Source organism: Bifidobacterium sp. JNUCC 75 (assembly GCF_054819865.1).
The window spans coordinates 725,696-748,846 of the sequence record NZ_JBTHIF010000001.1 but is presented as its reverse complement, the minus strand read 5'-3'; the positions used below and the strand labels follow the sequence as shown (position 1 = coordinate 748,846).

The 23,151-nt window shown below is 60.2% G+C and carries 18 protein-coding genes; 17 read left to right on the top strand and 1 reads right to left on the bottom strand.

The features are described from left to right. The first annotated feature begins 139 nt into the window (after positions 1-139). From ACVWNW_RS03245 to mtnN, 16 genes are all read left to right on the top strand, one after another. Positions 140-1,180: a LacI family DNA-binding transcriptional regulator gene (locus ACVWNW_RS03245; RefSeq protein WP_461196314.1), complete on the top strand. Its 1,041-nt coding sequence runs from the start codon at positions 140-142 to the stop codon at positions 1,178-1,180. A gap of 252 nt (positions 1,181-1,432) precedes the next feature. Beyond that, the gene (locus ACVWNW_RS03240; RefSeq protein ID WP_454483008.1) at positions 1,433-2,149 is read left to right on the top strand and encodes a hypothetical protein; all 717 of its coding nucleotides are present in this window, start codon (positions 1,433-1,435) and stop codon (positions 2,147-2,149) included. Between the two features lie 165 nt (positions 2,150-2,314). After that, positions 2,315-2,584 (top strand): 30S ribosomal protein S15, encoded by a 270-nt coding sequence (gene rpsO, locus ACVWNW_RS03235; RefSeq protein ID WP_024626835.1) that lies wholly within the window; start codon positions 2,315-2,317, stop codon positions 2,582-2,584. A 250-nt stretch (positions 2,585-2,834) separates the two neighbouring features. Next, positions 2,835-5,615, top strand: coding sequence for a polyribonucleotide nucleotidyltransferase (locus ACVWNW_RS03230; protein WP_454483006.1), 2,781 nt, complete (start codon positions 2,835-2,837; stop codon positions 5,613-5,615). A gap of 108 nt (positions 5,616-5,723) precedes the next feature. Continuing rightward, positions 5,724-6,308, top strand: coding sequence for a LemA family protein (locus tag ACVWNW_RS03225; RefSeq protein ID WP_015022422.1), 585 nt, complete (start codon positions 5,724-5,726; stop codon positions 6,306-6,308). 101 nt (positions 6,309-6,409) lie between these two features. Beyond that, positions 6,410-8,557: a DUF2207 family protein gene (locus tag ACVWNW_RS03220; RefSeq protein WP_461196313.1), complete on the top strand. Its 2,148-nt coding sequence runs from the start codon at positions 6,410-6,412 to the stop codon at positions 8,555-8,557. A 78-nt stretch (positions 8,558-8,635) separates the two neighbouring features. Further along, positions 8,636-9,517: an aldo/keto reductase gene (locus ACVWNW_RS03215; protein WP_454483001.1), complete on the top strand. Its 882-nt coding sequence runs from the start codon at positions 8,636-8,638 to the stop codon at positions 9,515-9,517. Further along, positions 9,514-10,494, top strand: a complete 981-nt coding sequence (locus ACVWNW_RS03210) for a purine nucleoside phosphorylase YfiH/LACC1 family protein (protein ID WP_454482999.1) — start codon at positions 9,514-9,516, stop codon at positions 10,492-10,494. Before ACVWNW_RS03215 ends, ACVWNW_RS03210 begins: the two co-directional genes overlap by 4 nt. A gap of 120 nt (positions 10,495-10,614) precedes the next feature. Further along, positions 10,615-11,406: an IspD/TarI family cytidylyltransferase gene (locus ACVWNW_RS03205; RefSeq protein ID WP_046323343.1), complete on the top strand. Its 792-nt coding sequence runs from the start codon at positions 10,615-10,617 to the stop codon at positions 11,404-11,406. Between the two features lie 22 nt (positions 11,407-11,428). Continuing rightward, positions 11,429-12,148 (top strand): pyroglutamyl-peptidase I, encoded by a 720-nt coding sequence (locus ACVWNW_RS03200; RefSeq protein ID WP_454482997.1) that lies wholly within the window; start codon positions 11,429-11,431, stop codon positions 12,146-12,148. 144 nt (positions 12,149-12,292) lie between these two features. Then, entirely contained in the window at positions 12,293-14,017 is a 1,725-nt protein-coding gene (locus tag ACVWNW_RS03195) for a cell division protein (RefSeq protein WP_454482995.1), read from the top strand. Between the two features lie 192 nt (positions 14,018-14,209). Continuing rightward, positions 14,210-15,226: a CPBP family intramembrane glutamic endopeptidase gene (locus ACVWNW_RS03190; protein ID WP_454482993.1), complete on the top strand. Its 1,017-nt coding sequence runs from the start codon at positions 14,210-14,212 to the stop codon at positions 15,224-15,226. A 112-nt stretch (positions 15,227-15,338) separates the two neighbouring features. Further along, entirely contained in the window at positions 15,339-16,703 is a 1,365-nt protein-coding gene (locus ACVWNW_RS03185; RefSeq protein WP_046323340.1) for a C1 family peptidase, read from the top strand. A 155-nt stretch (positions 16,704-16,858) separates the two neighbouring features. Next, the gene (locus ACVWNW_RS03180; RefSeq protein ID WP_454482991.1) at positions 16,859-18,004 is read left to right on the top strand and encodes a 3-deoxy-7-phosphoheptulonate synthase; all 1,146 of its coding nucleotides are present in this window, start codon (positions 16,859-16,861) and stop codon (positions 18,002-18,004) included. Then, entirely contained in the window at positions 18,001-19,221 is a 1,221-nt protein-coding gene (locus ACVWNW_RS03175) for a 3-deoxy-7-phosphoheptulonate synthase (RefSeq protein WP_454482989.1), read from the top strand. Before ACVWNW_RS03180 ends, ACVWNW_RS03175 begins: the two co-directional genes overlap by 4 nt. 65 nt (positions 19,222-19,286) lie before the next feature. Then, the gene (gene mtnN, locus ACVWNW_RS03170) at positions 19,287-20,021 is read left to right on the top strand and encodes a 5'-methylthioadenosine/S-adenosylhomocysteine nucleosidase (protein ID WP_454482987.1); all 735 of its coding nucleotides are present in this window, start codon (positions 19,287-19,289) and stop codon (positions 20,019-20,021) included. A gap of 64 nt (positions 20,022-20,085) precedes the next feature. Here the strand turns inward: mtnN and ACVWNW_RS03165 are convergent, their stop codons facing one another. Continuing rightward, the gene (locus ACVWNW_RS03165) at positions 20,086-21,459 is read right to left on the bottom strand and encodes a substrate-binding domain-containing protein (protein ID WP_454482985.1); all 1,374 of its coding nucleotides are present in this window, start codon (positions 21,457-21,459) and stop codon (positions 20,086-20,088) included. A gap of 296 nt (positions 21,460-21,755) precedes the next feature. Between ACVWNW_RS03165 and ACVWNW_RS03160 the strand changes: the two genes are divergently transcribed. After that, positions 21,756-23,114: an ABC transporter substrate-binding protein gene (locus tag ACVWNW_RS03160; RefSeq protein ID WP_454482983.1), complete on the top strand. Its 1,359-nt coding sequence runs from the start codon at positions 21,756-21,758 to the stop codon at positions 23,112-23,114. The last annotated feature ends 37 nt before the right edge of the window (positions 23,115-23,151 follow it).

Below are 23,151 nucleotides of genomic sequence, written 5' to 3'. Positions count from 1 at the left end.
ATCGGATCAGCAAGGGGTCTGCCAATAAAAACCTATAATTGGTGAAGTCCAGTTACATTGGTTGTGGCATTTCCTGGCTTTGTTTTTCGGCTTTTTGCCAGGGCAAGACAAGATATGACCTTGATGATGGTAGGTGGCTGTGAAGAGACATAACAAGCAAAGCGCTTCTATAAAGGACGTGGCAGAAATGGCCAATGTTTCCATCTCTTCCGTCTCCCGCTTTCTCAATGGCGGTTATGTCAGTAGCGCGAATCGCAAGCGAATCGGCGATGCAGTAAACCGATTGCACTATAGGCCTAGTCGTATAGCACAGGCTTTGGCAAGCGAGATCAATCCGTCCATCGCAGTTATTGCCATCGATTCATCGCAGCTTGGCCCCACTCTTATGCTTGGTGGCATAGAGCAGAAGGCTCGTGAAAAAGGATTGGCGGTTACTATTTGTGTGCCTGAGACCAACAAGGTCGTGGATATCAGACATACGCTGAACGCTGCTCTTGACCAGCAGCCATTAGGCGTGCTCTTCATGTATCCGGACATGGTTGACATGAGACTTCACGATATTTTCCCGCTGGATGTGCCTTATGTGATGATCACGGGTGAGAAAGCAGATGGCTTTCCCGACATTTCCTTGTGTGATAAAGACGGTGGTGAAATCATTACCAGGTATCTGCTTTCACTAGGACATGAGACTGTGTATCATGTAGCGGTTCCTGTCAAGTCGAAAACCAACAGACGTATGCAGGGTTGGGCGAAAGCCCTGCGCGACATGGGAGCCAGGGTCCCTGAACCGATCTATTCAACCTGGGATCCAGGTGAAGCGCGGGATATAGGCAGAGCACTCGCGTTGAAAGAAGATGTGACTGCTGTGTTTGCTGGCAATGATGAACTTGCCATAGGTGTGATCAGTGGTCTGCGCGATATGGGTAAGCGGGTGCCTGAAGACGTCAGCGTGGTGGGTTTCGATGGGCATCCTCTTTCCGGCTACTGGGATCCGCCGCTGACTACGCTAAGGCAAAATTTTGCGGAGGCAGGCAGATCCAGTGTCGACTTGTTGCTCCGGCAGATCAACAGCAGGGAACAAGAAGAAGATGAAATGGCCACAGATGAGAATAACGAAGATATGAGGATGGACATCCATGGCAAATTGATCATTCGTGGATCCGCTTCCAAACCTCATTGATCGATGGTTGCCCTGCTCTTGATGCTTGGAGGATTTTTGCATAGGGTCTTACTTTATGCTGCGTGTGAATGTGTATATCTTAGTTATGCAGCGATAAAAAAATGAGCGGCAGAGGAATGTGACAACTGACGCGAATTGCCACTGCATCAGGCCTACACTATGGCTTTTGCATTCCTAGGCGCGGGTGTGCCGCCCGGTATAAGCTTGTATGCGGTGTGTCCACGAGTAGCGGACTTGGAGGTGTGGTCGCCGATGGAGCAATTCGACGATGCAGGTGGCGCGGAATCCGGCAGAAGTGATGCAGCCGGTTCTGCATCTGTGACATCGCACCTGGATGACGCGACTGCTGTGAACAAGGTTTCGGCCCACCCTGAAGCGACTATTCCGGATTCGGAATATTCTCTGGCTGAGATCGAGCAGCGCCGTGCCCGCCCGGTCCGTTGGGTGGTCTTCGCGCTGGCGGTCCTCTTGGCCATCGTCATTCCATATGGATACGGGCGCTCGCTGGCCATCAACCACACCCAGGGCGTGCTCAACTATGCCTCGGTCCTGGACCCGCGCGGCATAGCCCTGATTGCCTGGACGGTGACCGTGCTGACCTTTATGGGGATCGGCATGTCCATCATCGAGTCGTCCTCCTGGTTCTGGCGGGTGGTCTTCGTGCTGGGCCTGGCCGCCGAGCAGCTGATCGCCGGCCTCTGCCTGCTCAAGATGAACTTCTGGTACAGCACCTTCGTGGTCTACCAGCATCAGGCCATCCTGGCCAACGCGGCCAATCTGGGCATCATCGCCGCTGGCCTGGGCGTGGCGGTCTTTGCGGTCGTCTTCGTGGCCATCCTGGTCTGTGTGCGCAAGGATTCCCCCTGGAACACGTTGACCCACAGCTGGTCCGCTCTCTCCTTATTCTTCATCATCGAGCTGGCGGCCATCGCCATCGTCCTCTTCGGAGGCTTGATCACCGCGGCCTGACCTCATCACCGAGTCCGTCGGGGATGAATCCGTTCCTCCTACCATTCCCGCCTCCGGTCCCATCGCTGTGTATAATGGATTTTTGGCGTGTTTCGCCCGCGGATCGAGAGCGCTTCAGCATAGGGCTGGTGCACCGCGTAACGGAAGAATGCAAGAGGAGGAGCCGTGGCTCTTACGAGTGAGCAGAAGCAGGCAATCGTCAAGGAATACGCGACCCACGAGGGCGATACCGGTTCCCCCGAGGTCCAGGTGGCTCTGCTGAGCAAGCGAATCTCCGACCTGACAGAGCACCTCAAGCAGCATCAGCACGATCATCATTCACGTCGTGGTCTGCTGCTCATGGTCGGTCATCGTCGTCGGTTGCTGGATTACCTCAAGAAGGTGGATATCAACCGCTACCGTTCCCTGGTGGAGCGTCTTGGACTGCGCCACTGATATGCATGCTTTCGCCCGGGCCTAGCGCTCGGGCGCTTTTGCATGACTGAACCAGGTACCGTCGATCCCGGGATGGGGTTGCAGAAGATGGTGCCGAATTGAAATGCAAGGCTGGTCCGCAAGGAATGAAGATAGCCGGACATGGGGTTCGGCAGGACCAGACCGAAGTACAAGGATCTCCGGCAGTTAAGCGACGCCGAGCATCCTGACATCAGGTAGTAAACAAGCAGTAAACAAAAGGAGGAACCCTATGGAGGGTCCCGAAATCACGGCTGTAGAAGCCACGATCGATAACGGATCATATGGCAAGCGCACGTTGCGCTTCGAGACGGGTCGTCTCGCCCAGCAGGCGGATGGGGCAGTAGCCGCCTATCTTGATGACGATTCCATGGTGCTGTCCACCACCACCGCCGGGTCCAGCCCCAAGGAGAACTACGACTTCTTCCCGCTGACCGTCGATGTGGAAGAGAAGATGTATGCCGCGGGCAAGATTCCCGGCTCCTTCTTCCGTCGCGAGGGTCGGCCCTCAAACGAGGCCATCCTGGCCTGCCGGCTGATTGATCGCCCCCTGCGCCCTCTCTTCCCGCACACCCTGCGCAACGAGGTCCAGGTCGTGGAGACCATCCTGGCCGTCAACCCCGAGGATGCCTACGATGTGCTGGCCCTGAACGCGGCCTCCGCATCCACCCTGATCTCGGGTCTGCCCTTCGAGGGTCCGGTCTCGGGTCTGCGTCTGGCTCTGATCGATGGCCAGTGGGTGGCCTTCCCGCGCTGGAGCGAGCGCGAGCGTGCCGTCTTCGAGCTGGTCGTGGCCGGTCGTGTGGTCGAGGGCGGGGACGTCGCCATTGCCATGATCGAGGCCGGTGCCGGCAAGAACGCCTGGAGCCTGATTTATGACGAGGGCCAGATCAAGCCAGACGAAGAGGTTGTCGCCCAGGGTCTTGAGGCTGCCAAGCCCTTCATCAAGGTTCTGTGCGAGGCCCAGAGTGAGCTCAAGGCCAAGGCCGCCAAGCCCACCAAGGACTTCCAGCTCTTCCCCGAGTACACTGACGAGCTTTATGCTCGCATCGACCAGGTGGCTCATGCCGACCTGGACCAGGCCCTGTCCATCGCAGAGAAGCTGCCCCGCCAGGATCGAATCCACGAGATCAAGGAGAAGGTCCGCGAGGCTCTGGCCGACGAGTTCACCGACATGGACGAGGCCGAGAAGGACAAGGAGCTGGGCAACGCCTTCAAGGAGCTTCAGCGCCAGATTGTCCGCCGTCGCATCCTGACCCAGGACTACCGCATCGATGGCCGTGGCCTACGCGACATCCGCACCCTGTCTGCCGAGGTGGACGTGGTGCCCCGCGTGCACGGTTCCGCCCTCTTCCAGCGTGGCGAGACCCAGGTGCTGGGCGTTACGACCCTGAACATGCTGAAGATGGAGCAGACCATCGACGCCCTGTCCGGCCCCACCACCAAGCGTTACATGCACAACTACGAGATGCCGCCCTATTCGACCGGCGAGACTGGCCGCGTGGGTTCGCCCAAGCGCCGCGAGGTGGGCCATGGCAACCTGGCCGAGCGCGCTCTGATTCCGGTTCTGCCCAGCCGCGAGGAGTTCCCCTACGCCATCCGTCAGGTCTCCGAGGCCATCGGCTCCAACGGGTCCACCTCCATGGGCTCCGTCTGCGCCTCCACCCTGTCCCTGCTGGCTGCCGGCGTGCCCCTGAAGGCCCCTGTGGCGGGCATCGCCATGGGTCTGGTCACGGGCGAGGTCGACGGTCGGCCCACCTACAAGACCCTGACTGACATTCTAGGTGCTGAGGATGCCTTCGGCGATATGGACTTCAAGGTGGCCGGCACCTCCGAGTTCATCACCTCCCTACAGCTGGACACCAAGCTGGACGGCATCCCCGCCGACATCCTGGCCGCCGCCCTGCAGCAGGCCAAGGAAGCCCGGGCCACCATCCTGGAGGTCATCAACGAGTGCATCGACGGACCCGCCGAGATGAGCCCCTATGCGCCGCGCATCATCACCACTCAGGTTCCGGTCGACAAGATCGGTGAGGTCATCGGCCCCAAGGGCAAGATGATCAACCAGATCCAGGAGGACACCGGCGCCGACGTCTCCATCGAGGACGACGGCACGGTCTACATCGCCTCCGAAGGCGGCGAGGCTGCAGCCAAGGCCAAGGAAGTCATCGACCAGATCGCCAATCCACACGTGCCTGAGGCGGGGGAGACCTTCAACGGCAAGGTGGTCAAGATCACCAGCTTCGGCGCTTTCGTCAACCTGACACCGGGCACCGACGGACTTCTGCACATCTCGCAGATCCGCAACCTGGCCAACGGCGAACGCATCGACTCCGTGGAGGACGTCCTCAAGGAAGGTGACACCGTCGAGGTCATCGTCCAGGGTGTGGATGACCGTGGCAAGATCTCCCTGGCCATCCCCGGCTTCGAGGACCAGGAGTCCACAGGAGGCCGTGATCGCGGAGGCCGCACAGACCGTCGTGACCGTGGCGGTGATCGTCGTGAGCGTAGTGGTCGTGGTGACCGTGATCGTCGTGATCGCCGCAGCCGTTCCTCCGAGCGCGAGGATCGGTATGAGGCACCGCGCCGCTCTCGTTCAGAGCATGATGATCGCTACTACGACGACGAGGACCAGGAGGATCGTCCCCGGCACCGTCGTCAGAGCCGCGACCGTGATTATGAGGATGGCGGAGACTGGTTCGAGGACGAGGACCGTGGCTCCCGTCGCGATCGTCGTCGGGTCTCCCGCGACGATGAGGAGGATCGTGGCAGCCGAGGCCGTGGCGAGCGTCGCGGCCGTGGCAGCCGTGCCGAGCGTGATGACCGCGGTGATCGTGGCGGCCGTCATGAGCGTCGTTCTTCCGGACGTGGCGGCTATCGTGGTCGCAGGGAGAACCCGCGCTATGCGGCCGACGAGCACTACGACGAGTACCGGGCCGATCGGGAGGAGCGCTCCGAGCGTCCCCGTCGTCGCGTGCGCAGGGACTTCGATCCCTTCGACAGTGAGGACTGATTCCTACTGATGCCGGATGTTGATTGATTCGGTGTCTTCCGACAGGACCCCGTTCTAATGGGCGGGGTCCCGTTTTGTCTGCAGACCCTTCCGTGAGAGAATTGGAACATGTCTGTATCACTGATCGTGCTTATCGTCATTGTCCTGCTGGTCGTGTTGCTGGTTATCTGGGGCATCGGGGCTTACAACGGTTTGGTCAATCTGCGCAACCGGGTGGCCAATGGCTGGGCCCAGATTGACGTCCAGCTCAAGCAGCGTGCCGACCTGGTGCCCAATCTGGTCCAGACGGTCAAGGGCTACGCCTCACACGAGTCCACCGTCCTGGAGGAGGTGACCAAAGCCCGCGCCGACGTGGCTCAGGCCCAGACGGCTGGCGGAGACCAGATGCAGGCCCGTGCCGATGCCGAACAGAGACTGGGCCAATCCCTGGTCACTCTGATGGCTCGGGCGGAGGCCTACCCTGAGCTCAAGGCCAACCAGAACTTCCTGGACTTGCAGCGTCAGCTCAAGGACCTGGAGGACAAGATCGCCTACGCCAGGCAGTTCTACAATGATGTGGTTCAGAAGTTCAACACCCGCATCGAGACGGTCCCCTCAAACATCATCGCATCCCTTTTCCACTTCCGTCAGGCCCAGTATTTCCAGGCTGACGAGGGTAGCCGCCAGGCGCCCGTAGTGGACTTCGGACAGTGAACGCCCCAGTGGCCTCCTCTGGGAAACCGGTCTCAGGCCATCCCTCCTGGAGCACTTCCCGCTTTTTCCGAGCCTTGGCACTGGCTTTGGTGGCAGCCTTGGTGACGTGCATAGTCGCTGCTCTGCTTATCTTCAACAAGAATTGGCCGGACCTGGTATACGATTCAGTGGACTATGATGTCCAGGTCCTGGATAACGGCGATTTGCGCATCAGTCAGGACCTGACCGTAACCATGAACTCCCGTGAGGACGACAACGGCGACAAACGTCCCTGGAGGGAGCTCTACCAGCGTTATCAGATCAAGCCTGACCGGCTGACGGGCATCAGTGACATAAGCGTGCGCGACCTGACCAATGGCTCTACATATAGGCAAGCCGATCCGCCGACGGATCCTGATAACCTCGATCAGGTTCCCGACTGGGATAAGACCATGGCTGGCACCTGGTATATGGGCACAGTCTCGGACTCAGGATTGGAATCCTACAAGCCGGGCGACTCGGACCAAGGATCTGCCTGCGGCGCCCAGGGGAACCGGTGTCAGGTGGAGCTGGGTTGGAACATTCCGCAGATTGCCGAGGATTCGGGTCGGCGCTTCCGCATCGACATGACCTTCCACGGTGTCACTACTGCCCATCCCGATGTGGCTGAATTCCAATGGGAGCCCGTGGGCGACACCAACCAGATTTCCGTCGAGCATATGAGCGCTGATGTCAGGCTTCCCAAGCTTATAGGAACAGAGAAGGACAAGGATGCCAAGGCCTGGCTCCATTTCGCTGGCAAGGGTTCCTACCAGGTGGGCGATGACAGCAGTATCCACTTTTCAGCTGACCGGATCGGGCCAGGTCAGCATCTGGATTTGGTGGCTCTCTTCGATGCGAAGAGGGTTTCCTCGGTGGTCAGGACCGACTCTCAACCGGCGCGTGATCGCATCATCAAGCAGGAGCGCCAGCAGTATGAGCACTGGCACGCCGAGCAGACCAGACGGGCGCGGATCGGACTTTTGGCTGGTGTACTGACCGTCTTAGCTGCTATCGCGCTGATTGTAGTGATGCTCTGGCAGGCCTTCCGCACCTATGGAGACTCCCAGTACCGAGGCGATATTATCTACTACCGTCAGCCTCCTGATCTGTCACCGGCCGTGGCCGCTGTTATCAACGATTTGATGCTGACCCGAGAATCCCCTATTGGCAGGCAATTGTCAGCCACCATTCTCTCCCTGGCCTCCAAGCGGGCCATCGCTCTGATTCCGGTCAAGTATGAGGACCGGGCGAATTCCGGCGGAGGTTCCCTGACTAAGGTGATGCGCTCGCTGCTCCATAAAGGCAAACGGCAGTCCATGGAGGTGGTCATTAATCCGGTCTGCAGTCAGGATCGAGCCTCCCTGGCCCTGTCCTTAAGCGAGGAAGCCTGCCTGACCATGCTGGAAGGTGCTTCCGCTCTGATGGGCTCCAAGGATGAACGTTTCGACCTGTACGAGATGATTGCTCTCTTCTCCAGCACCGAAGCTAATCATGGCAAGGTCTCTCTGGAGGCTTTCGACAAGGCCGTCAAGTATGAGACCAACAATGCTGACCTGCGTGCCTATCGTCATGGTATACAGATCTTGCCCTTCCTGGCCGTGCTCTTGGCCGCTTTCATCCTGCTGGCTGGATTCCTGCCGGGCACCGTGCTGGTACGTGCGCCATTGGCCGTGTTTCTGGTGGCTGTTGCAGCATTCTCCATTCGTTATGGTAGTTGGCAAGTGCTCAGCAGGAATGGACAGCTCATGGCTGGTCAGGTGTCAGGGCTTCGGCGCTATCTGCTGGACTTCAGCGATTTTAGCCACCGGGGCGTGGAGGATCTGGTGCTCTGGGACCGCTACCTGGTTTACGCTGCGGCCTTTGGTATAAGTGACCGGGTTGTCGCTCAGCTGGCACAGGCCAGCCCTGAACTGACCGACTTCGACTGGCTGAATAATAACGCGCGCGGGAGCCTGCTCTACTGCACCTTCCTGCCTTACAGCCAGAATGCTCCAGTGGCTTCCTCCGTGAGTGGCCCTGAAGCATTGGCTGCAAATTCAATGCTTGGCCAAGGCGGGGTGGTTGATCTGGGTACTCAGTTGACCCAGGGACTCGAACAGATCGGCGGCCTGATCGGCCAGGCCAGCGGCAACAGTTCCGGCAGTGGTATTGGTGGGTTTGGCTCCGGTGGTGGTTCCTTCGGTGGCTCCGGTGGTGGCTCCGGTGGTGGTTCCTTCGGCGGTCGTTGATACTGGGCCACAAGCTAAGCTCGATAGGAAGCCGGCGGCATTGAAGCTGGCATCAATCTACAAGACGGGAGTACATGTATGACATCGTCGATGCGGGCCTTGGGGCCCTTTACTACGACAGCGGTCGGACTGGGTTGCATGGGATTGTCCATCGAGGGCAAGCCGGACCAGGCAACGGCCATCGACGTTATCCATCAGGCTTTGGATGCCGGTTGCCGACATCTGGATACTGCCTGGTCCTACTACGAGTCAGGTGGTCCTGAGCAGACCAATGAACGACTGGTTCGCCAGGCTTTGGACTCCTGGAAGGGGCCTCGTCAGGATGTGCTGGTGGCCACCAAGGTTGGGCACTACCGCAACTTCACTGATGGTCGGCCGACCTGGGCTGTGGACGGTCGACCGGAGAGCCTGATTCGGCATGCCAAGGAGTCCGCTCAGGCCCTGGGCGTGGACACCATCGATTTGCTCTACATGCACCGGCCTGATCCGCAGGTGCCCTACCAGGAGTCCTTGGAGGCCATGGCCGAGTTGGTCAAACAGGGCGTGGCCCGGACCCTAGGCGTCTCCAACGTAGACATTGAGCGGATGGACCTGGCTCGTCAGATTCTGGGCGATGACCTCGTGGCCGTGCAGAACCAGTTCTCGCCCACCTTCACCAGCTCCCGCCAGGAGTTGGACCATGCGGCCGAGCTGGGTCTGGCCTTCGTCTGCTGGAGCCCCTTGGGAGGCTTCCGAGCGCCCAAGGACGAAACCCGTTATGACACCTTCCGTCAGGTGGCCCAGGAGCGCGGTGTCTCCCACCAGCGTGTGGTCCTGGCCTGGGAGCTGTCCCAGAACCGCAACGTCTTCGTGGTTCCCGGGGCCCACAGGGTGGCCACCATTCTGGACTCCCTGCAGGCAGCTGACATGGAGCTGAGCGAAGAGGAGATGGACCGCCTGAATCAGGCGGCGACTGCATGAGCCTCAAGCCCAAACCAAACGAGCAGAACTCCCAGAGCGTTCAGGGAGAAGCCTGGGATCGGGAACGGACCCTGCTGGACAGCAGCCCCCTGTCGTCGCTGGACGATCAGGGTCGGCCAATCCCGGTCACCATTCCCATCGCCCTGGCGTCAGGGATCAAGGTGGTCTACACCACCAGATTGGGCGGGGTTTCCTCGGGCGATTATGCCCAGCTGAATCTGGGCGGCAAGGGAGGCGATGACCCGCAGGCGGTTGCCGCCAACCGTCAGGCTCTGGGTCGCCAGCTGAACCGCCCCATGGTCCTGGTGGATCAGGTTCACTCAGCCCAGGTCTGGGATGCCGACCAAGGTCAGCCCCAGGGGCGTTGCGAGGCCGATGCTCAGGTGACCACCCGTCGCGACTTGACCTTGGGCATCTTTGCCGCTGATTGTCTTCCCGTGCTGCTGGCCGACCCTCAGGCCGGAGTGATGGGGGCGGCCCACTGCGGCCGTCGGGGTCTGGTGGCTGGAGTCATTCCGTCAACAGTCCAGGCCATGGCCGACAAGGGTGCTGACCCGTCCAGGATCGTGGCAACCCTTGGGCCTCGCATCTGCGCGGACTGCTATCAGGTGGGTTCGGACCTGGCCGATGACTTCGAGAAGCGTTTCCCTGGCGCATCTGGACCATGCAGGTTCGGCGGAATCGCCATCGACATCGCCACTGCTGCCATCATGGAACTGAAGGCGGCAGGAGTGACCAATATCGTAGACTCCGCCCCCCGGATTGGCGCTGCGACCAGCTATCTGCGTCAGGACCCGGACCTGGAAGAGCTGTGCAGCCAGGACAGTGAGGGTCCCTCCCTATCGAAGCGTCTTGAGGATCTGCACCGACCGCTGTGCACCCTGGAGAACCCACTCTGGTATTCCCACCGCCGGGCCTCGCTGGCCAACAAGGCTGGGGAGGGGCGCATGCTGGCCCTTATTCTGGCCGATGACTGAAGCCGTGAGATTGATCGATCCGGTTTCTGGCGGCCGGAGCAGGCCTCGGGTGCAGATGTTCGGTGCAGATAGCGCCGGGTCTGCGCCCTTCCTTGTCCCCGCGTGAGTACCGTTGAGTGTATGAGTGAGAGCAGAGCATCAGCAGCCCCGTCCGAGGCCAGTCAGGATAACGCAGAGCCGGAGGAGCAGATTCAGCCAGTTGTAGCGGTGATTCTTGCGGCTGGGCTGGGCGTTCGGTTTGACGAGAGCAACCCCAAGCAGCTGGTGCAGGTGGGCGGCAAACCCATCATCACCTGGTCAATTGACGCCTTCCAGTCCAATGCCCGCGTCACCGACATTCTGGTCGTGGTCAACGATCGGGTTCGGGAGTCTGTCGAGGCCATCGTGGGCGCTGACACCTACGACAAGGTCCGCATGGTCATCCAGGGCGGCGTCGAGCGCATGGACAGCACCGAGGCGGCCCTGCAGACCCTGGCTGATGCGGAGATTCCCCAGGATGCCAAGCTGCTCATCCACGATGCGGTACGCCCCTTCGTCAGCCAGGAGTCCATCAATGGTTGCATCGATGCCTTGGATACATTCAACGCCGCAACCGTGGCCGTGGCCTCGAGTGACACCATGCTGATGGCCGGCGACCTGGGTGAGCGCAAGGTGGTGCGTCAGGTGCCCGACCGCGACAACATGTTCCGGGCTCAGACCCCGCAGGCCTTCCGCTTCGGCACCCTCCGCAAGGCCTACGACCTGGCCGCTGCGGACCCCGACTTCCATCCCACTGATGACACCAGGGTTGTGGTGGACCACTTGCCTGAGGAGCCGGTGGCCATCGTGGCCGGCAGCGTGACCAACATGAAGATCACCCTACCCTCGGACGTGCCCATGGCTGAATGGATAGCGGGCTCCCTGGCCGGGTGAAGCCCTGTGTACCATGGGGCACATGGAGCAGATCAAGGTCATCGTCGCCGGATACGACCATTACGAGGGTGTTGACGTCAACCCCTCCAGCCAGGTCTCACAGGCACTGGCCGAGCATGGAATGGAGGGCATGCGAAAGGTCGGTCCAACCGAGGAAAATCCTCTGGAGGGCGTGGACTTGACTATTTCCTCCGTCATCATGCCCGTCAGCTTCGCCAAGGCCTGGCCCATACTGCATGAGGCCATAGAGCGGGTGCACCCCGATATCATCATCGCCACAGGGCTCAAGCGTCGGGCTCGTGGCATCGCCATGGAGCGTTGCGCTGTCAATCTTAAGGAGGACGACGCGAGCGACCGTGACAACCTAGGTGAGAAGGAGTCCCAGGATGCCGTCCGTCGGACCAGCCGTCTGCCCATCGATCCCAAGGGTCCTGCCGCTTACTGGACCCGTTTGCCGCTGAGGGCCATCCTGCACGACTTTGGCACCTGCGGCATCCCGGCCACACTCAGCTCGGACGCGGGCACCTATGTCTGCAACGCGCTTTTCTACAACCTGCTGGCATGGGCTGCAGGGCACAAGGATGTCCTGGCCGGGTTCGTCAGCCTTCCCCTGGTCAACGAAAGCGGCGGACAGGAGCGCGGTCTGCCCCTGGATCAGCAGATACAGGCTGTGCGCGAGGTGGTCAATGAAACCATTCGCTATTACCGGAGGCCCTCCTCCAGCCCTATTCTGATTGCCTGAGCCCCGTATGTAAGGTCAGTGTGTCGGCAGCTTGTCAGACAGCAAATTTCGGCCTGGCATGGGGTAGAGTCGAGGTAAATCCACCGGACCGAAGACATTTTTGTCACGGGCCGGCATGTCTTGGTGGCGAAGAGGAGTGTTTCCATGGCCGAAGATCAGTTTCCCGTTGTCCTGCGAGGCTATGACAAGGAGCGGGTCGACCAGGCCCTGGCGGCCTCGCGGAGCAATCTTGCCCGGCTGCGTCAGCAGATCAAGGCCGATGACGATCGCATTCTGAAGCTGGAGGCGGAACTCCAGGAGGCCAAGTCCCGCAAGGTCGAGCAGCCTCGCAACTCCTTCGCCTCCCTTGGAGCCAACGCCCAGCAGCTGCTGGCTTCGGCCGAGCAGACCAGCACCGAGCTGCTCAACCGCGCCAAGCAGGATGCGGCATCCACTAAGACCTCCGCCCAGGAGAAGGCGACGACCCTGGTCAACGAGGCCCAGCTTGAAGCCAAGCACATCGTGGACGAGGCCAACGCCAAGGCCAAGTCCATCGTCGAGGCCGCCAACGACGAAGCCAGGACCGTCACCACCACCGCCAAGCAGCAGAGCGAACAGAGCAAGTCCGCGGCTGACAAGGTGGTGGCCGAACGTCGCCAGGCCCTGGATCTGGAGCTGCAGAACTCCCGCGAAGAGCATGAGAAGCGGCTGGCCACCAACAAGGCCACCCAGGACAAGGAGCTGTCCGAGCAGAAGGCCAAGGCCGCCAAGGAGATCGCCGACAAGCGACGCAAGAGCGACGAGGAGATCGCCAAGCTCAAGAAGGATGCCAACGATCAGATTCAGAAGGCCCTGGCCGATGCCAACAAGAAGCTGGCCGACGTGCGCGAGCAGGTCTCCAAGAGCCTGAATGACGCCCGCAGGCAGGCTTCTGAGATCACTGACAAGGCCAAGTCGGAAGCCCAGCAGATTGTGGACGATTCCAAGGTCACCAGCGCCGAGACCATGGCCAAGGTCAACGCCGAGGCCGAGCAGGTGCGCTCCGACATCGCCGCCCAGCAGGAGGATGCCACCAAGAAGGTGGGCGAGCTGCTCAAGAGCCTGGAGGAGCGGCGGGTCAAGACCGAGAAGGAGACCCAGGAGCTGATTGAGCAGGCCAAGGCCACCCGCAAGGATGCCGATTCATTCGCCTCCTTCAAGCGCGAGGAATCCGAGCGCAAGGCCAGCCAGCTGCTGGAGGAGGCCAAGCAGCGCGCCCAGGCCGAGGTCGAGGCTCAACGCAAGGCCGCACAGGCTGAGCTGGACGGGCTCAAGGACCACATCACCAAGCTGCAGCACCGGGAAGCCACCATTACCTCTCGGGTCGATGAGTTGCGGAACATCTTCTCCAAGTCCTTCGGCAACTTCGACGGCTTCCATGATGAGACTGTGGTCAATGACCAGGACGAGGGGCAGGCGCCAAGCGTGCCCGTGGTCAACGCGGTGCCTGCCGCTGATCCATTGCCGGCCCCAGCGACGAAGGCTGAAAGCGAGGATGGTGGTGTAGGCCAGCCCCTTGCCGACACCCAGGAAGAAACCCCTCAGGCATTGGACGATCCGGTCGCAGCGAGTCAGCCAGCCGATGACCTGGCAACTGATGACGTGGCAGCTGATTCAGCCGGCAATTCCGAAGATGAGACCAGCGCGGCTGTGACTGTCCGATCCTCGGCCAATATGCCGACTCAGGTCCTGCCCTCCCCGGCACCGAGCGTCCTGCCCGATGCATCCGACCAGACCGGTGATGCGCCGGCCCAGGCCAAGGGTGTACAGGTGGAGAAGGCGGTCACTGACCAGGAGACCACGGTCATTCCGCCGGTCAATGATGGCGTGACCTCGACCGATCGGGACTGATCAACGAACTTCACTGTTCGTAAGGGCCGGATTGCAGGCATGATCTGCAACCCGGCTTTTTTCTTGCCTTGAAGTTGCCCGATCTTATGCCGAAACCGGCATGGGCGTCAATCTCGATCCGAACCCTTGCTCTGGCCTAGAGTCAGTGGTGAAGGGCGCAGGCCATGGGGTCCACAGGGTTGGGAGAGCATCATGCAGCAACCAAATCACTCATTATCAGAGTCACCCGCCACAGATTCGACCGATGCGGATGTGGGCAAACAGGGCGGATCGAGCGCATCTCCAGGGCCCTCACGCTCGTGGAGCGCCCAGGTGCGTCGGGGGGTGGACCTGCAATCCCTCTACGCCCTGGTGTATCTGGTGGTGGCCAATCTGATCGCAGGGGTTCTGAATCTGCCCTCGGTGGCTGCGGCCCTGGGCATTGCCCGCCAGCCGGGGCTAGGTGATCTGCTGGGCGATCTGGTCATGCTGGTCTTCCTCTTCGGCACCCGCGGCCAGGACCTGCTCGGCCGCGGCTCCAACCCGGTGCGGTACAAGGCTCAAGCCAACCCTGGTCCGGCCGTACTGGTCGGGGCCATCCTGCTGATCATGCTGGCCAGCAGCATCGAAACCGGCTTCACATGGGTGGTCAACCAGGGCTCCCAGGCACTGGGGCTGGTTTACCATTCCACCACTTCGCAGATCGCTGCGGGTCAGCATGGGTTCCTGTCGCCACTGGACACGGCTATCCTGGTCCCCGTCGTCGAGGAGTTCCTGCTGCGCGGCGTGGTCATGGGCAGGCTCAGGCCCTACGGGCGAACCTTCGCCATCGTCACCTCCTCCTTTATCTTCGCCTGCCTGCACGGGGACATCACTCAGAGTCTGTTCACCTTCCTGTTGGGCCTGGTTCTGGGTTTCATCGCCATGGAATACTCCATCCTCTGGTCCATGGCTTTGCATATCTTCAACAACCTGGTCCTGGCCGACGCCATGATGTGGCTGACCCAGACGGTGCCGGCCCGCACCGGCACGCTGATCAACCAGGGAATGACCCTTCTGGGCCTGGTTGGGGGACTGGTCGTCCTCTGGCTGATTTGGGGACAGCTGGCAGACCGTTTGCACGCCAATCGCTCACGCCCTGGCACCTATAAGGGCTGGATCTCCCTTGGGCTGGCTGTCCTGGTGGTCCTGGCCGTGGTCAATGCGGCTCAGCGCTTCTCCCTGGCTTGATAGGTGCAGCTGTCCACATCCTCCTCCAGACGAACCCACGATGACCGATTCCCGCTATGCTGGATGCAGGGATGCAGATACATCCGCATGAAAGGAAACAAGGACAGACCGTATGACATCAGCACTGACACCACTGGATCAGACCCGTTTGGAGGGCCTGCGCACCGCCTTCGACGAGCGTGAGGCCAACCACGTCGCCATGAACGCCGTCACCCAGGTAGGCATCGACGAAGTAGCCCACAACTATAATCGCTCCCGCCTGCTGCAGCACCGATTTTCGGTTAGCATCGACAATGGTACGGTCACCTCGCAGGCGCATTCCGGCCGCTGCTGGCTCTTCAGCTCCTTGAACGTGGCCCGATTCGTGGCCCGCAAGGCTCTGAACATTGATGACGAAAGCACTGCCAACCCCATGGGCGACTTCGAGCTGTCCCAGAACTACGCCATGTACTACGACAAGCTCGAGCGCGTCAACTACTTCCTGCGCGACGTAGCGGCTCTGGTGCGTGCAGGCGAGCCCGTCGACTCCCAGCTCATGCGCTTCCTGATGGGCGATGTCATGGGCGATGGCGGCCAGTGGATCATGGCCATGAACATCTATAAGAAGTACGGCGCAGTACCCAAGCAGTTCTACCCCGAGACTGCCTCCTCCCAGGACACCGGCCAGATGAACGATCAGCTGCGTCGTCTGCTCCACCAAGCCACGGCTCACATGGTGGCCAACCCAGACGGCATCGACGAGATCATCGATAGGACCCTGGAGGCCGGTCATCGTATGCTGACCATTCATCTGGGCACTCCGCCCACCAGCTTCGACTGGGAGTGGACCGACAAGGACGGCGTCTTCCACCGGGATGGGCGGATTACCCCGCAGGAGTTCTGGAAGCGCTACGTGAATGCCGGACTTGAGGACTATGTCTGCCTGGTCGACGATCCGCGCCCCGAGCACCCCAAGGGCCGCAAGATCGGCATCGAGCACCTGGGCAACGTGGCTGGCGGCGATCCCACCGAGTATCTGAACGTTCCGGTGGAGGTCATGAAGGACTGCGCCCGTCGTCTGATGAGTGAGCAGGGTCTGCCGGTCTGGTTCGGCGCCGACTGCCATCCCATGATGGACCGCAAGGCCGGCCAGTGGGCCACCGACTTGTTCGAGTATGGCCGGGTCTACGGTGTGGACTTCGACATGGACAAGGAGCAGCGGGTGCGCTTCGGCGACTCGGCCCAGAACCACGCCATGGCATTCGTGGGCGTGGACGTGGCCGATGACGGCCGGACCACCAACCGCTGGCGGGTGGAGAACTCCTGGGGCGAAGAGATCGCCAACAAGGGCTACTTCACCATGAGCGACGACTGGTTCAGCCAGTATGTCTACGAGGTGGCCGTACCCAAGTCCATGCTGTCCGAGGAGTATCGCCAGGCCTTCGACCAGGATGCCATCATGCTGCCCGCCTGGGACCCCATGGGTGCCTTGGCCTGAGCTGCTGCACTAATTCATCCACTTTTATCCATCAAACTGTTCGTCCCCGTGGTCTATAAGGATCGCGGGAACGGACTGTCCACATTGGCCCGGATGTGGGCGGTCATAAGGAATTCGGGCGTAATCGTCGCAGTACGACAGAGAGGAGAGCGACCGTGGCATTCGTCAAGGAACCGGATATCATCCCGGAAGAGGAGCGGCAGTATTTTGCCGATACGGCCGTCTTTCCCGAAACAGTGGATGTCAACATTCGTCAGCTGGACCCAATCCCGGCCCCTAGGGTTTTTCTGCGCTCGCGACCCTTGGACACGGAGCGGATGAGTCTGGTAAGAGACTCCCGCCAGGCCATTCGCGAAGTTCTGCATGGACAGGATGACAGGCTGCTGGTCATCACCGGCCCCTGTTCCATCCACGACCCGGAGGCTGCTCTGGAGTACGCACGTCGTCTGTCGGCCGTCAATGAGCGGTTGAAGGATCGGCTGCTGATCGTCATGAGGGTCTACTTCGAGAAGCCCCGGACCACGGTCGGCTGGAAGGGGCTGATCAATGACCCCGACCTGGATGGAACATTCAACATCCGCAAGGGGATTCGCCTGGCCCGCCAGGTGCTCTGGCAGGTCCTGGGCCAGGGGATTCCGGCGGCCACGGAATGGCTGGACCCCATCACCCCACAGTATCTTTCCGACGCGGTCAGTTGGGGGGCCATCGGGGCTCGGAACACGGAGAGCCAGGTTCACAGGGAGTTGGCCAGCGGCATGTCCATGCCCATGGGCTTCAAGAACTCGACCGATGGCAGCATAGAGGCTGCGGTCGATTCCTGCCTGGCTGCGGCATCCGAACATCACTTCCTGTCCATCAACCTGGACGGCCATGTCATCGCTGCCGAGACCAGGGGCAACCCTGACTGCCACATCATTCTGCGCGGTTCCAGTCATGGTCCCAATTACGATGCGGAATCCGTCCGGTCCGCCCTGGAGGCCATACATCAGGCGCCGTTGGGCCCCGGCGCCTGCCGAGGTCTGATCGTGGATGCAGCCCACGGTAACTGCGGCAAGGACCCCGTACGTGAGGCCCAGGTGGTCGAGGAGCTGGCAGACCGTCTCGCCAAGGGCGAGCAAGGCCTGTCGGGCATCATGATGGAGAGTTTCCTTGAGGGCGGTCACCAGAAACCGGCCCCACTGGATCAGTTGGTCTTCGGCAGGTCCGTCACCGATGCTTGCATTTCCTGGGACAGGACTGAACAACTGTTGCAGATCCTGGCCGATGCCGTGCAAGCCCGTCGGGAAAGGAAGAAAGCATGAGTCGGATGAAGGATGAGCCACAGGAGCCCCTACCCCGACCCAGCAAGGCCTACGAGGTCGAACTGGTGCACAAGGCGCTGGCGGCGGGCGTCAACCCCCTGCAGACCGGGAACGTGCCCAGGTGGGAGGACGAGGTAGGCATAGGGCGGATCGTCAACAGGCGGGTCTTTGAGCTTGACCGCCTGCCTTCACCCGCGCAGATGCTGACCCGATACCCCTTGGATGGGCCGGCCAAGGATCTGGTCATCCGCTCCCGGCAGGAAATAGTGGACTGTCTGCATGGGCGCGACGATCGGCTGCTGGTCATTGTGGGCCCCTGCTCCATCCACGACCCCGATGCCGCGCTGGACTACGCTCGCCGTCTGTCGGCCGTCAATGCGCGGTTGAAGGATCGGCTGCTGATTGTCATGCGGGTTTACTTCGAGAAGCCTCGGACCACGGTCGGCTGGAAGGGCCTGATCAACGACCCCGATCTGGATGGCAGTCACAACATTCAAAAGGGGCTAGTCCTGGCACGGCGCATCCTGCTGGGTGTGCTGGAGACCGGGCTCCCAGCGGCCACGGAATTTCTGGAACCTACATCGCCCCAGTATATTTCTGATGCGGTCAGCTGGGGGGCCATCGGTGCTCGGAATACGGAGAGCCAGGTTCATCGGCAGCTGGCCAGCGGCATGTCCATGCCCATCGGCTTCAAGAACGCCACGGACGGCAGCGTGGATGTGGCTATTGATTCCTGCTATGCGGCCTCTCAGCGTCACACCTTCTTTGGGATAGACCACGAGGGTCAGGCCGCAGCCGTAGCGACCATGGGCAACCCCGACTGCCATCTGGTACTTCGCGGCTCCAAGTCCGGCCCCAACTACGATCAGGACTCGGTGCGGGCGGCCCTTGCCGTGCTGCGCCAGCGCATGCCCAAGGACAGCGCGGCTGCCCACGGACTGCTCATCGATGCCTCCCACGGCAATTCCGGCAAGGATGAGCGGCGCCAGATCCAGGTTGTCCATGAGTTGGCCCAGCGAATAGGCGATGGCGAGGAGGGCTTTACCGGGCTGATGATGGAGAGTTTCATACGTGGTGGCAATCAGAAGCCGGCTCCGCTGGACCAACTGGTTTACGGGTGTTCGATCACCGACCGCTGTATCTCTTGGCCTGATACTCAGGATCTGCTTGAGGAGCTGGCGGAGGCAGTGGATCGTCGTCGCGGCACGGCTCGTTGACTTGCGGTCTGCAGTAGGCTGGTCGGGCCGCAGTTGCGGGTGAAATCATGGGTAAGGAGTCAGATATGAGTGAAGCAGGCGATTCCATGGAGGGCGAAGATCAGCGGCCGGTTGCCATCATAGGAGCCATGGATGAGGAGGTGGCTCTGATCGGCCAAGGCCTGAAACAGGCGGATCAGGATTCCCGTGCCGGCGATGCCGGATTAAAGGTCATAAGCGGCACCCTTGATGGATCACACGGCCTGGTTCGGCTGGCTGCCACCGTGGGCGGCATGGGCACCGTCAACATTGCCGCCACCACACAGTATCTGATCGATGCCTTCCATCCCAGGGCTGTTATCTTCTCCGGCATCGCCGGCAACCTGAACAAGGACCTGCACATCAATGACGTGGTTCTTGGAGGCACCCTGCGCTACCTGGATACCGACATGCGATTGGTGGCCCAGTCAGCCCCCGGCACGGAGGAGTTCCACTCAGACCCTCACCTGCTGGATCTGGCTGATCGGACCTTGGATGCCATGGGGATCAAGCATATCGTCGGCACCATTGCGACCGGCAACTACTTTGTGGACAGCCCGGAGAAGATCGCCCAAGTCAAGGAGCAGACCGGGGCCGATGCGGTCGAGATGGAGGGTGCGGCCGTCTGCCATGTGGCGGCCCGTAACAAGGTGCCGGCACTGGTCATCCGCGCTCTGAGCGACAACGCCGACACCGACTACGAGGTTTTCCGGGAGTTCGACATCTCCGAATATGCAGACACGGCCGCCAGGCTGGTGCTGGGCATCGTGCGCGAGCTCTGAGTGCTGACCGCTGTGCTGAAGCCAATCATATGAAGCAAGTAGGATGAACGGCTTTGCGCAGTTCTTAATAGGGCCTTCCATGTTCTTCGTCTATATCAGCCACTGATCCTCGGTCGATGAGCGTCGGTTCTATGCGGACGTGCTCGATGCGCTGGTCCGGGTTGCGCATCCGTCGTACCTGCAAACGCAGTGCAGCGGCTGCTAGGTCCTGGGCCGAGGATCGCAGAACCGTTAGGCGCTTGGTGTAGCCGTCAATGGTGATCATGGACAGGTCGCGGGGAATGCGAAGGCCCCGCCGTTCCAAGGCTTGTACCAGGGCGATAGAAAGGTAGTCGGGATGGACCAGGACGGCTGTGGTGTGCGTTTCCAGAATGGTCGTGACGATTTGCTCCACATCCTCGGCCACATATGGCTGCTTGTCTTTCAGGAGGAAGGTCTGTTCCAGGCCGTCCCCCTCTTCCATCATCAGCCGCCAGCCTAGCTCGATATCGGCTGCAGTCGGGGTGTGGCCCAGGGCTAACCCCACCCGATGATGGCCGTGCTGACGGAAGTGCTGCAGTCCTCGGCGGACTCCGGCTGGATGGTCAGTATGGACGGAGTCAAAGAAAACGGGCAACCACCGTGGGGGGTGCCGCTCCAGAAGAGTGACAGGCAGTCGACATTTGGTCAGCCATTGCCAGGTTGTCGGTCCGATGGCCGGATCGACGCTAGGAGCCACGATCATTCCACGTATCTGCGGATCGGCGGCCAGATCATCCAGGATGTCTACTTCTGGGTAGGTCTCATAGGAAGTTTCCCCGGATATGACTTGCAATCCATAATGTTCCGCCGCCATGCGCCTGATGGTTTCCGTAACCGAGGGCCAAATGAAGCTGGGCTCGGGCAGAGCCACTCCGATTCGGCCTGTTTGAATGACAGCTGCTCTATCCTGACCTGCAGCCTCGCCCATAGTGGGGTTCGATGTGCTGCCGCTGGCTTCGGCTTTGCTGATTTTCTTGCGGCTCAATCTTCCATCACCGTTACGTCGGCCAGTTCGACTCGAAGCGACTCTTCCGGTGACCACGTTGGTCGAGGCTGCTTCGGCTTTATTCGAGGAGCTGGATAATCCGGTTAAGGCTACATCAGCGTTGTAAGAAGATGTTGCGAAAGAGCCGGCAGATTGGTCCTGGGAATCCAGCGATTTGACGGCCAGAGCGCCACCCCGCACCCTTCTGACCAGACCGGCTTTGGACAGTATGTTCAAGTCCCTTCGGATAGTAATATCGGTTGTCCTCATCATTCGAGCCAGGTCGGATACCCTGACCACATTTTCTCTGAGCAGCATGTTCAGAATCAGCTCTCGTCGCTGTGCAGGCAGCCATCCTGAAACCGGCGGTTCGGGGAACCCTCCTGCCTGGTCCTGCCCGCCGTTCTCAGTCGCTGATTCCGCCTGATTCATGTTTGGCCTCGATGCTTTGCCTTATCGATGATGAAAGCAGTAATGACGGCCGATGCCCCCAGCCTGCCTTATCAGTGTATACCTACTGCTTGGGGCTAAACCGGATGGAAACAGACTGCAACAAACTCTTGAAGTCATTTTCTTACCACTTAGTGTAGTTGTGATCGCCCGAGAACATTCACGTGGCAGGTAAGCCAGCAACGGCTTTTCTGATGACTGTGATTCATCAGAGGCGAGATAAGGGTCGGCTAACCCGGCCTGTTCCGCGGCATTGTCGCCGAAGGAAAGGGATGACCATGAACGTGAAAACTGTAACCAAGACTTTAGCAGTGGCTTCCGCGGCTATCATGCTGCTGTCTGGCTGCGGAAGTAGTGGAGGAGCAAGCAGTAAACAGGCCTCGGCAGGTGGGGATGGATTCGACAGCAAGGCCCAAACGACAATCACCTTTGCGGGATGGTCTTTGGACATGACTCCTGAGTTCAAGGCTCTGGCCGATGGTTTCCATAAGGCCCACCCCAATGTGACGGTCAACATCAAGCAGTACTCGGCCGACGATTACGATAAGCAGCTGACGGCGGATATCTCTTCTGGTGCCCAGCCTGATGTTTTCCCGCTGAAGAACCTGATCAAGTATGTGACCTATTCAGAGTCGCAAGGATTGGCTGATATTTCTGATATTGCATCCAACTTCAAGGGTGACAAGCACATCAGTCTCAGCGGCTATGAACGTGATGGCAAGTACTATGCCTTGCCCTATCGTACAGACACCTGGGTGCTTTTTTACAACAAGGACATGTTCAAGAAGACTGGCCTGGAGGAGCCCAATGCCAAGTGGACTTGGAATGACTACACCAAGGCGGCCAAACAGCTCAAACAGAAGCTGCCCGAGGCCGGCTATGACGCCAACAGCGTCTACCCCATGTACATGCACAGTTGGCAGGCCGTGGTTCAGTCCTTCGCCATAGCCCAGAGTGGCAAACCTGCGAGCCAAACCTTCCTCAAGGCTGATTTCTCCTACATGAAGCCCTATTACAAGCGAGCCTTGGCATGGCAGGATGACAAGCTGACCATCGATTGGAACACTGCGTTTACCAACAAGGTTCAGTACCAGCCGCAGTTCGGCACGCAGAAAGCAGCGATGATGCCCATGGGAACGTGGTACGCCGCCACCCTGCTTACTCAGCAGAATTCCGGGGAAGCCCAGAAGTTCAGTTGGGGTATGGCGCCAGTGCCACAGAACCCTGATCGCAAAGTGCCTAAGACTCCCATCACTTTTGGCAGTCCGACCAGCCTGGCCATCTCCTCCAAGACCAGCGGTCAGAAGCTTGCGGCCGCCAAGGAGTTCGTCAAGTGGGCCGTTGGCGAGGGAGGGGCCAACGAATTGGCCAAGCTCTCCACCACCCCTGCATACATCAACGACAAAATCACTCAGACCTTCTTTTCCCCGGAAGGGATGGCCAATGACGAGGCTTCAAGGAAGGCCTGGAGCACTCACGATATGAAGCTTGAGGCCCCAGTCGACCAGGCAACAGACACCATTAACTCCATTCTGTCCGACACCCATTCAGCCATTATGACCGAGACCAAGTCGGTCGATGCCGCTCTCAAGGAGACAACGCAAAACGTTCAGGATCAAGGCGTTCTGGACGAGTAGGCATTAATTTTGGGGATCCGAGTCAATCCCAGTATCG

What these genes read in the sequence shown, in the direction of transcription:
- ACVWNW_RS03240 (WP_454483008.1), top strand. Translation starts at nt 1,433, where the DNA reads ATGGAGCAATTCGACGATGCAGGTGGCGCGGAATCCGGCAGAAGTGAT.
- ACVWNW_RS03230 (WP_454483006.1), top strand. Translation starts at nt 2,835, where the DNA reads ATGGAGGGTCCCGAAATCACGGCTGTAGAAGCCACGATCGATAACGGA.
- ACVWNW_RS03225 (WP_015022422.1), top strand. Translation starts at nt 5,724, where the DNA reads ATGTCTGTATCACTGATCGTGCTTATCGTCATTGTCCTGCTGGTCGTG.
- ACVWNW_RS03215 (WP_454483001.1), top strand. Translation starts at nt 8,636, where the DNA reads ATGACATCGTCGATGCGGGCCTTGGGGCCCTTTACTACGACAGCGGTC.
- ACVWNW_RS03210 (WP_454482999.1), top strand. Translation starts at nt 9,514, where the DNA reads ATGAGCCTCAAGCCCAAACCAAACGAGCAGAACTCCCAGAGCGTTCAG.
- ACVWNW_RS03205 (WP_046323343.1), top strand. Translation starts at nt 10,615, where the DNA reads ATGAGTGAGAGCAGAGCATCAGCAGCCCCGTCCGAGGCCAGTCAGGAT.
- ACVWNW_RS03200 (WP_454482997.1), top strand. Translation starts at nt 11,429, where the DNA reads ATGGAGCAGATCAAGGTCATCGTCGCCGGATACGACCATTACGAGGGT.
- ACVWNW_RS03195 (WP_454482995.1), top strand. Translation starts at nt 12,293, where the DNA reads ATGGCCGAAGATCAGTTTCCCGTTGTCCTGCGAGGCTATGACAAGGAG.
- ACVWNW_RS03190 (WP_454482993.1), top strand. Translation starts at nt 14,210, where the DNA reads ATGCAGCAACCAAATCACTCATTATCAGAGTCACCCGCCACAGATTCG.
- ACVWNW_RS03185 (WP_046323340.1), top strand. Translation starts at nt 15,339, where the DNA reads ATGACATCAGCACTGACACCACTGGATCAGACCCGTTTGGAGGGCCTG.
- ACVWNW_RS03175 (WP_454482989.1), top strand. Translation starts at nt 18,001, where the DNA reads ATGAGTCGGATGAAGGATGAGCCACAGGAGCCCCTACCCCGACCCAGC.
- mtnN (WP_454482987.1), top strand. Translation starts at nt 19,287, where the DNA reads ATGAGTGAAGCAGGCGATTCCATGGAGGGCGAAGATCAGCGGCCGGTT.
- ACVWNW_RS03165 (WP_454482985.1), bottom strand. Translation starts at nt 21,459, where the DNA reads ATGAATCAGGCGGAATCAGCGACTGAGAACGGCGGGCAGGACCAGGCA.
- ACVWNW_RS03160 (WP_454482983.1), top strand. Translation starts at nt 21,756, where the DNA reads ATGAACGTGAAAACTGTAACCAAGACTTTAGCAGTGGCTTCCGCGGCT.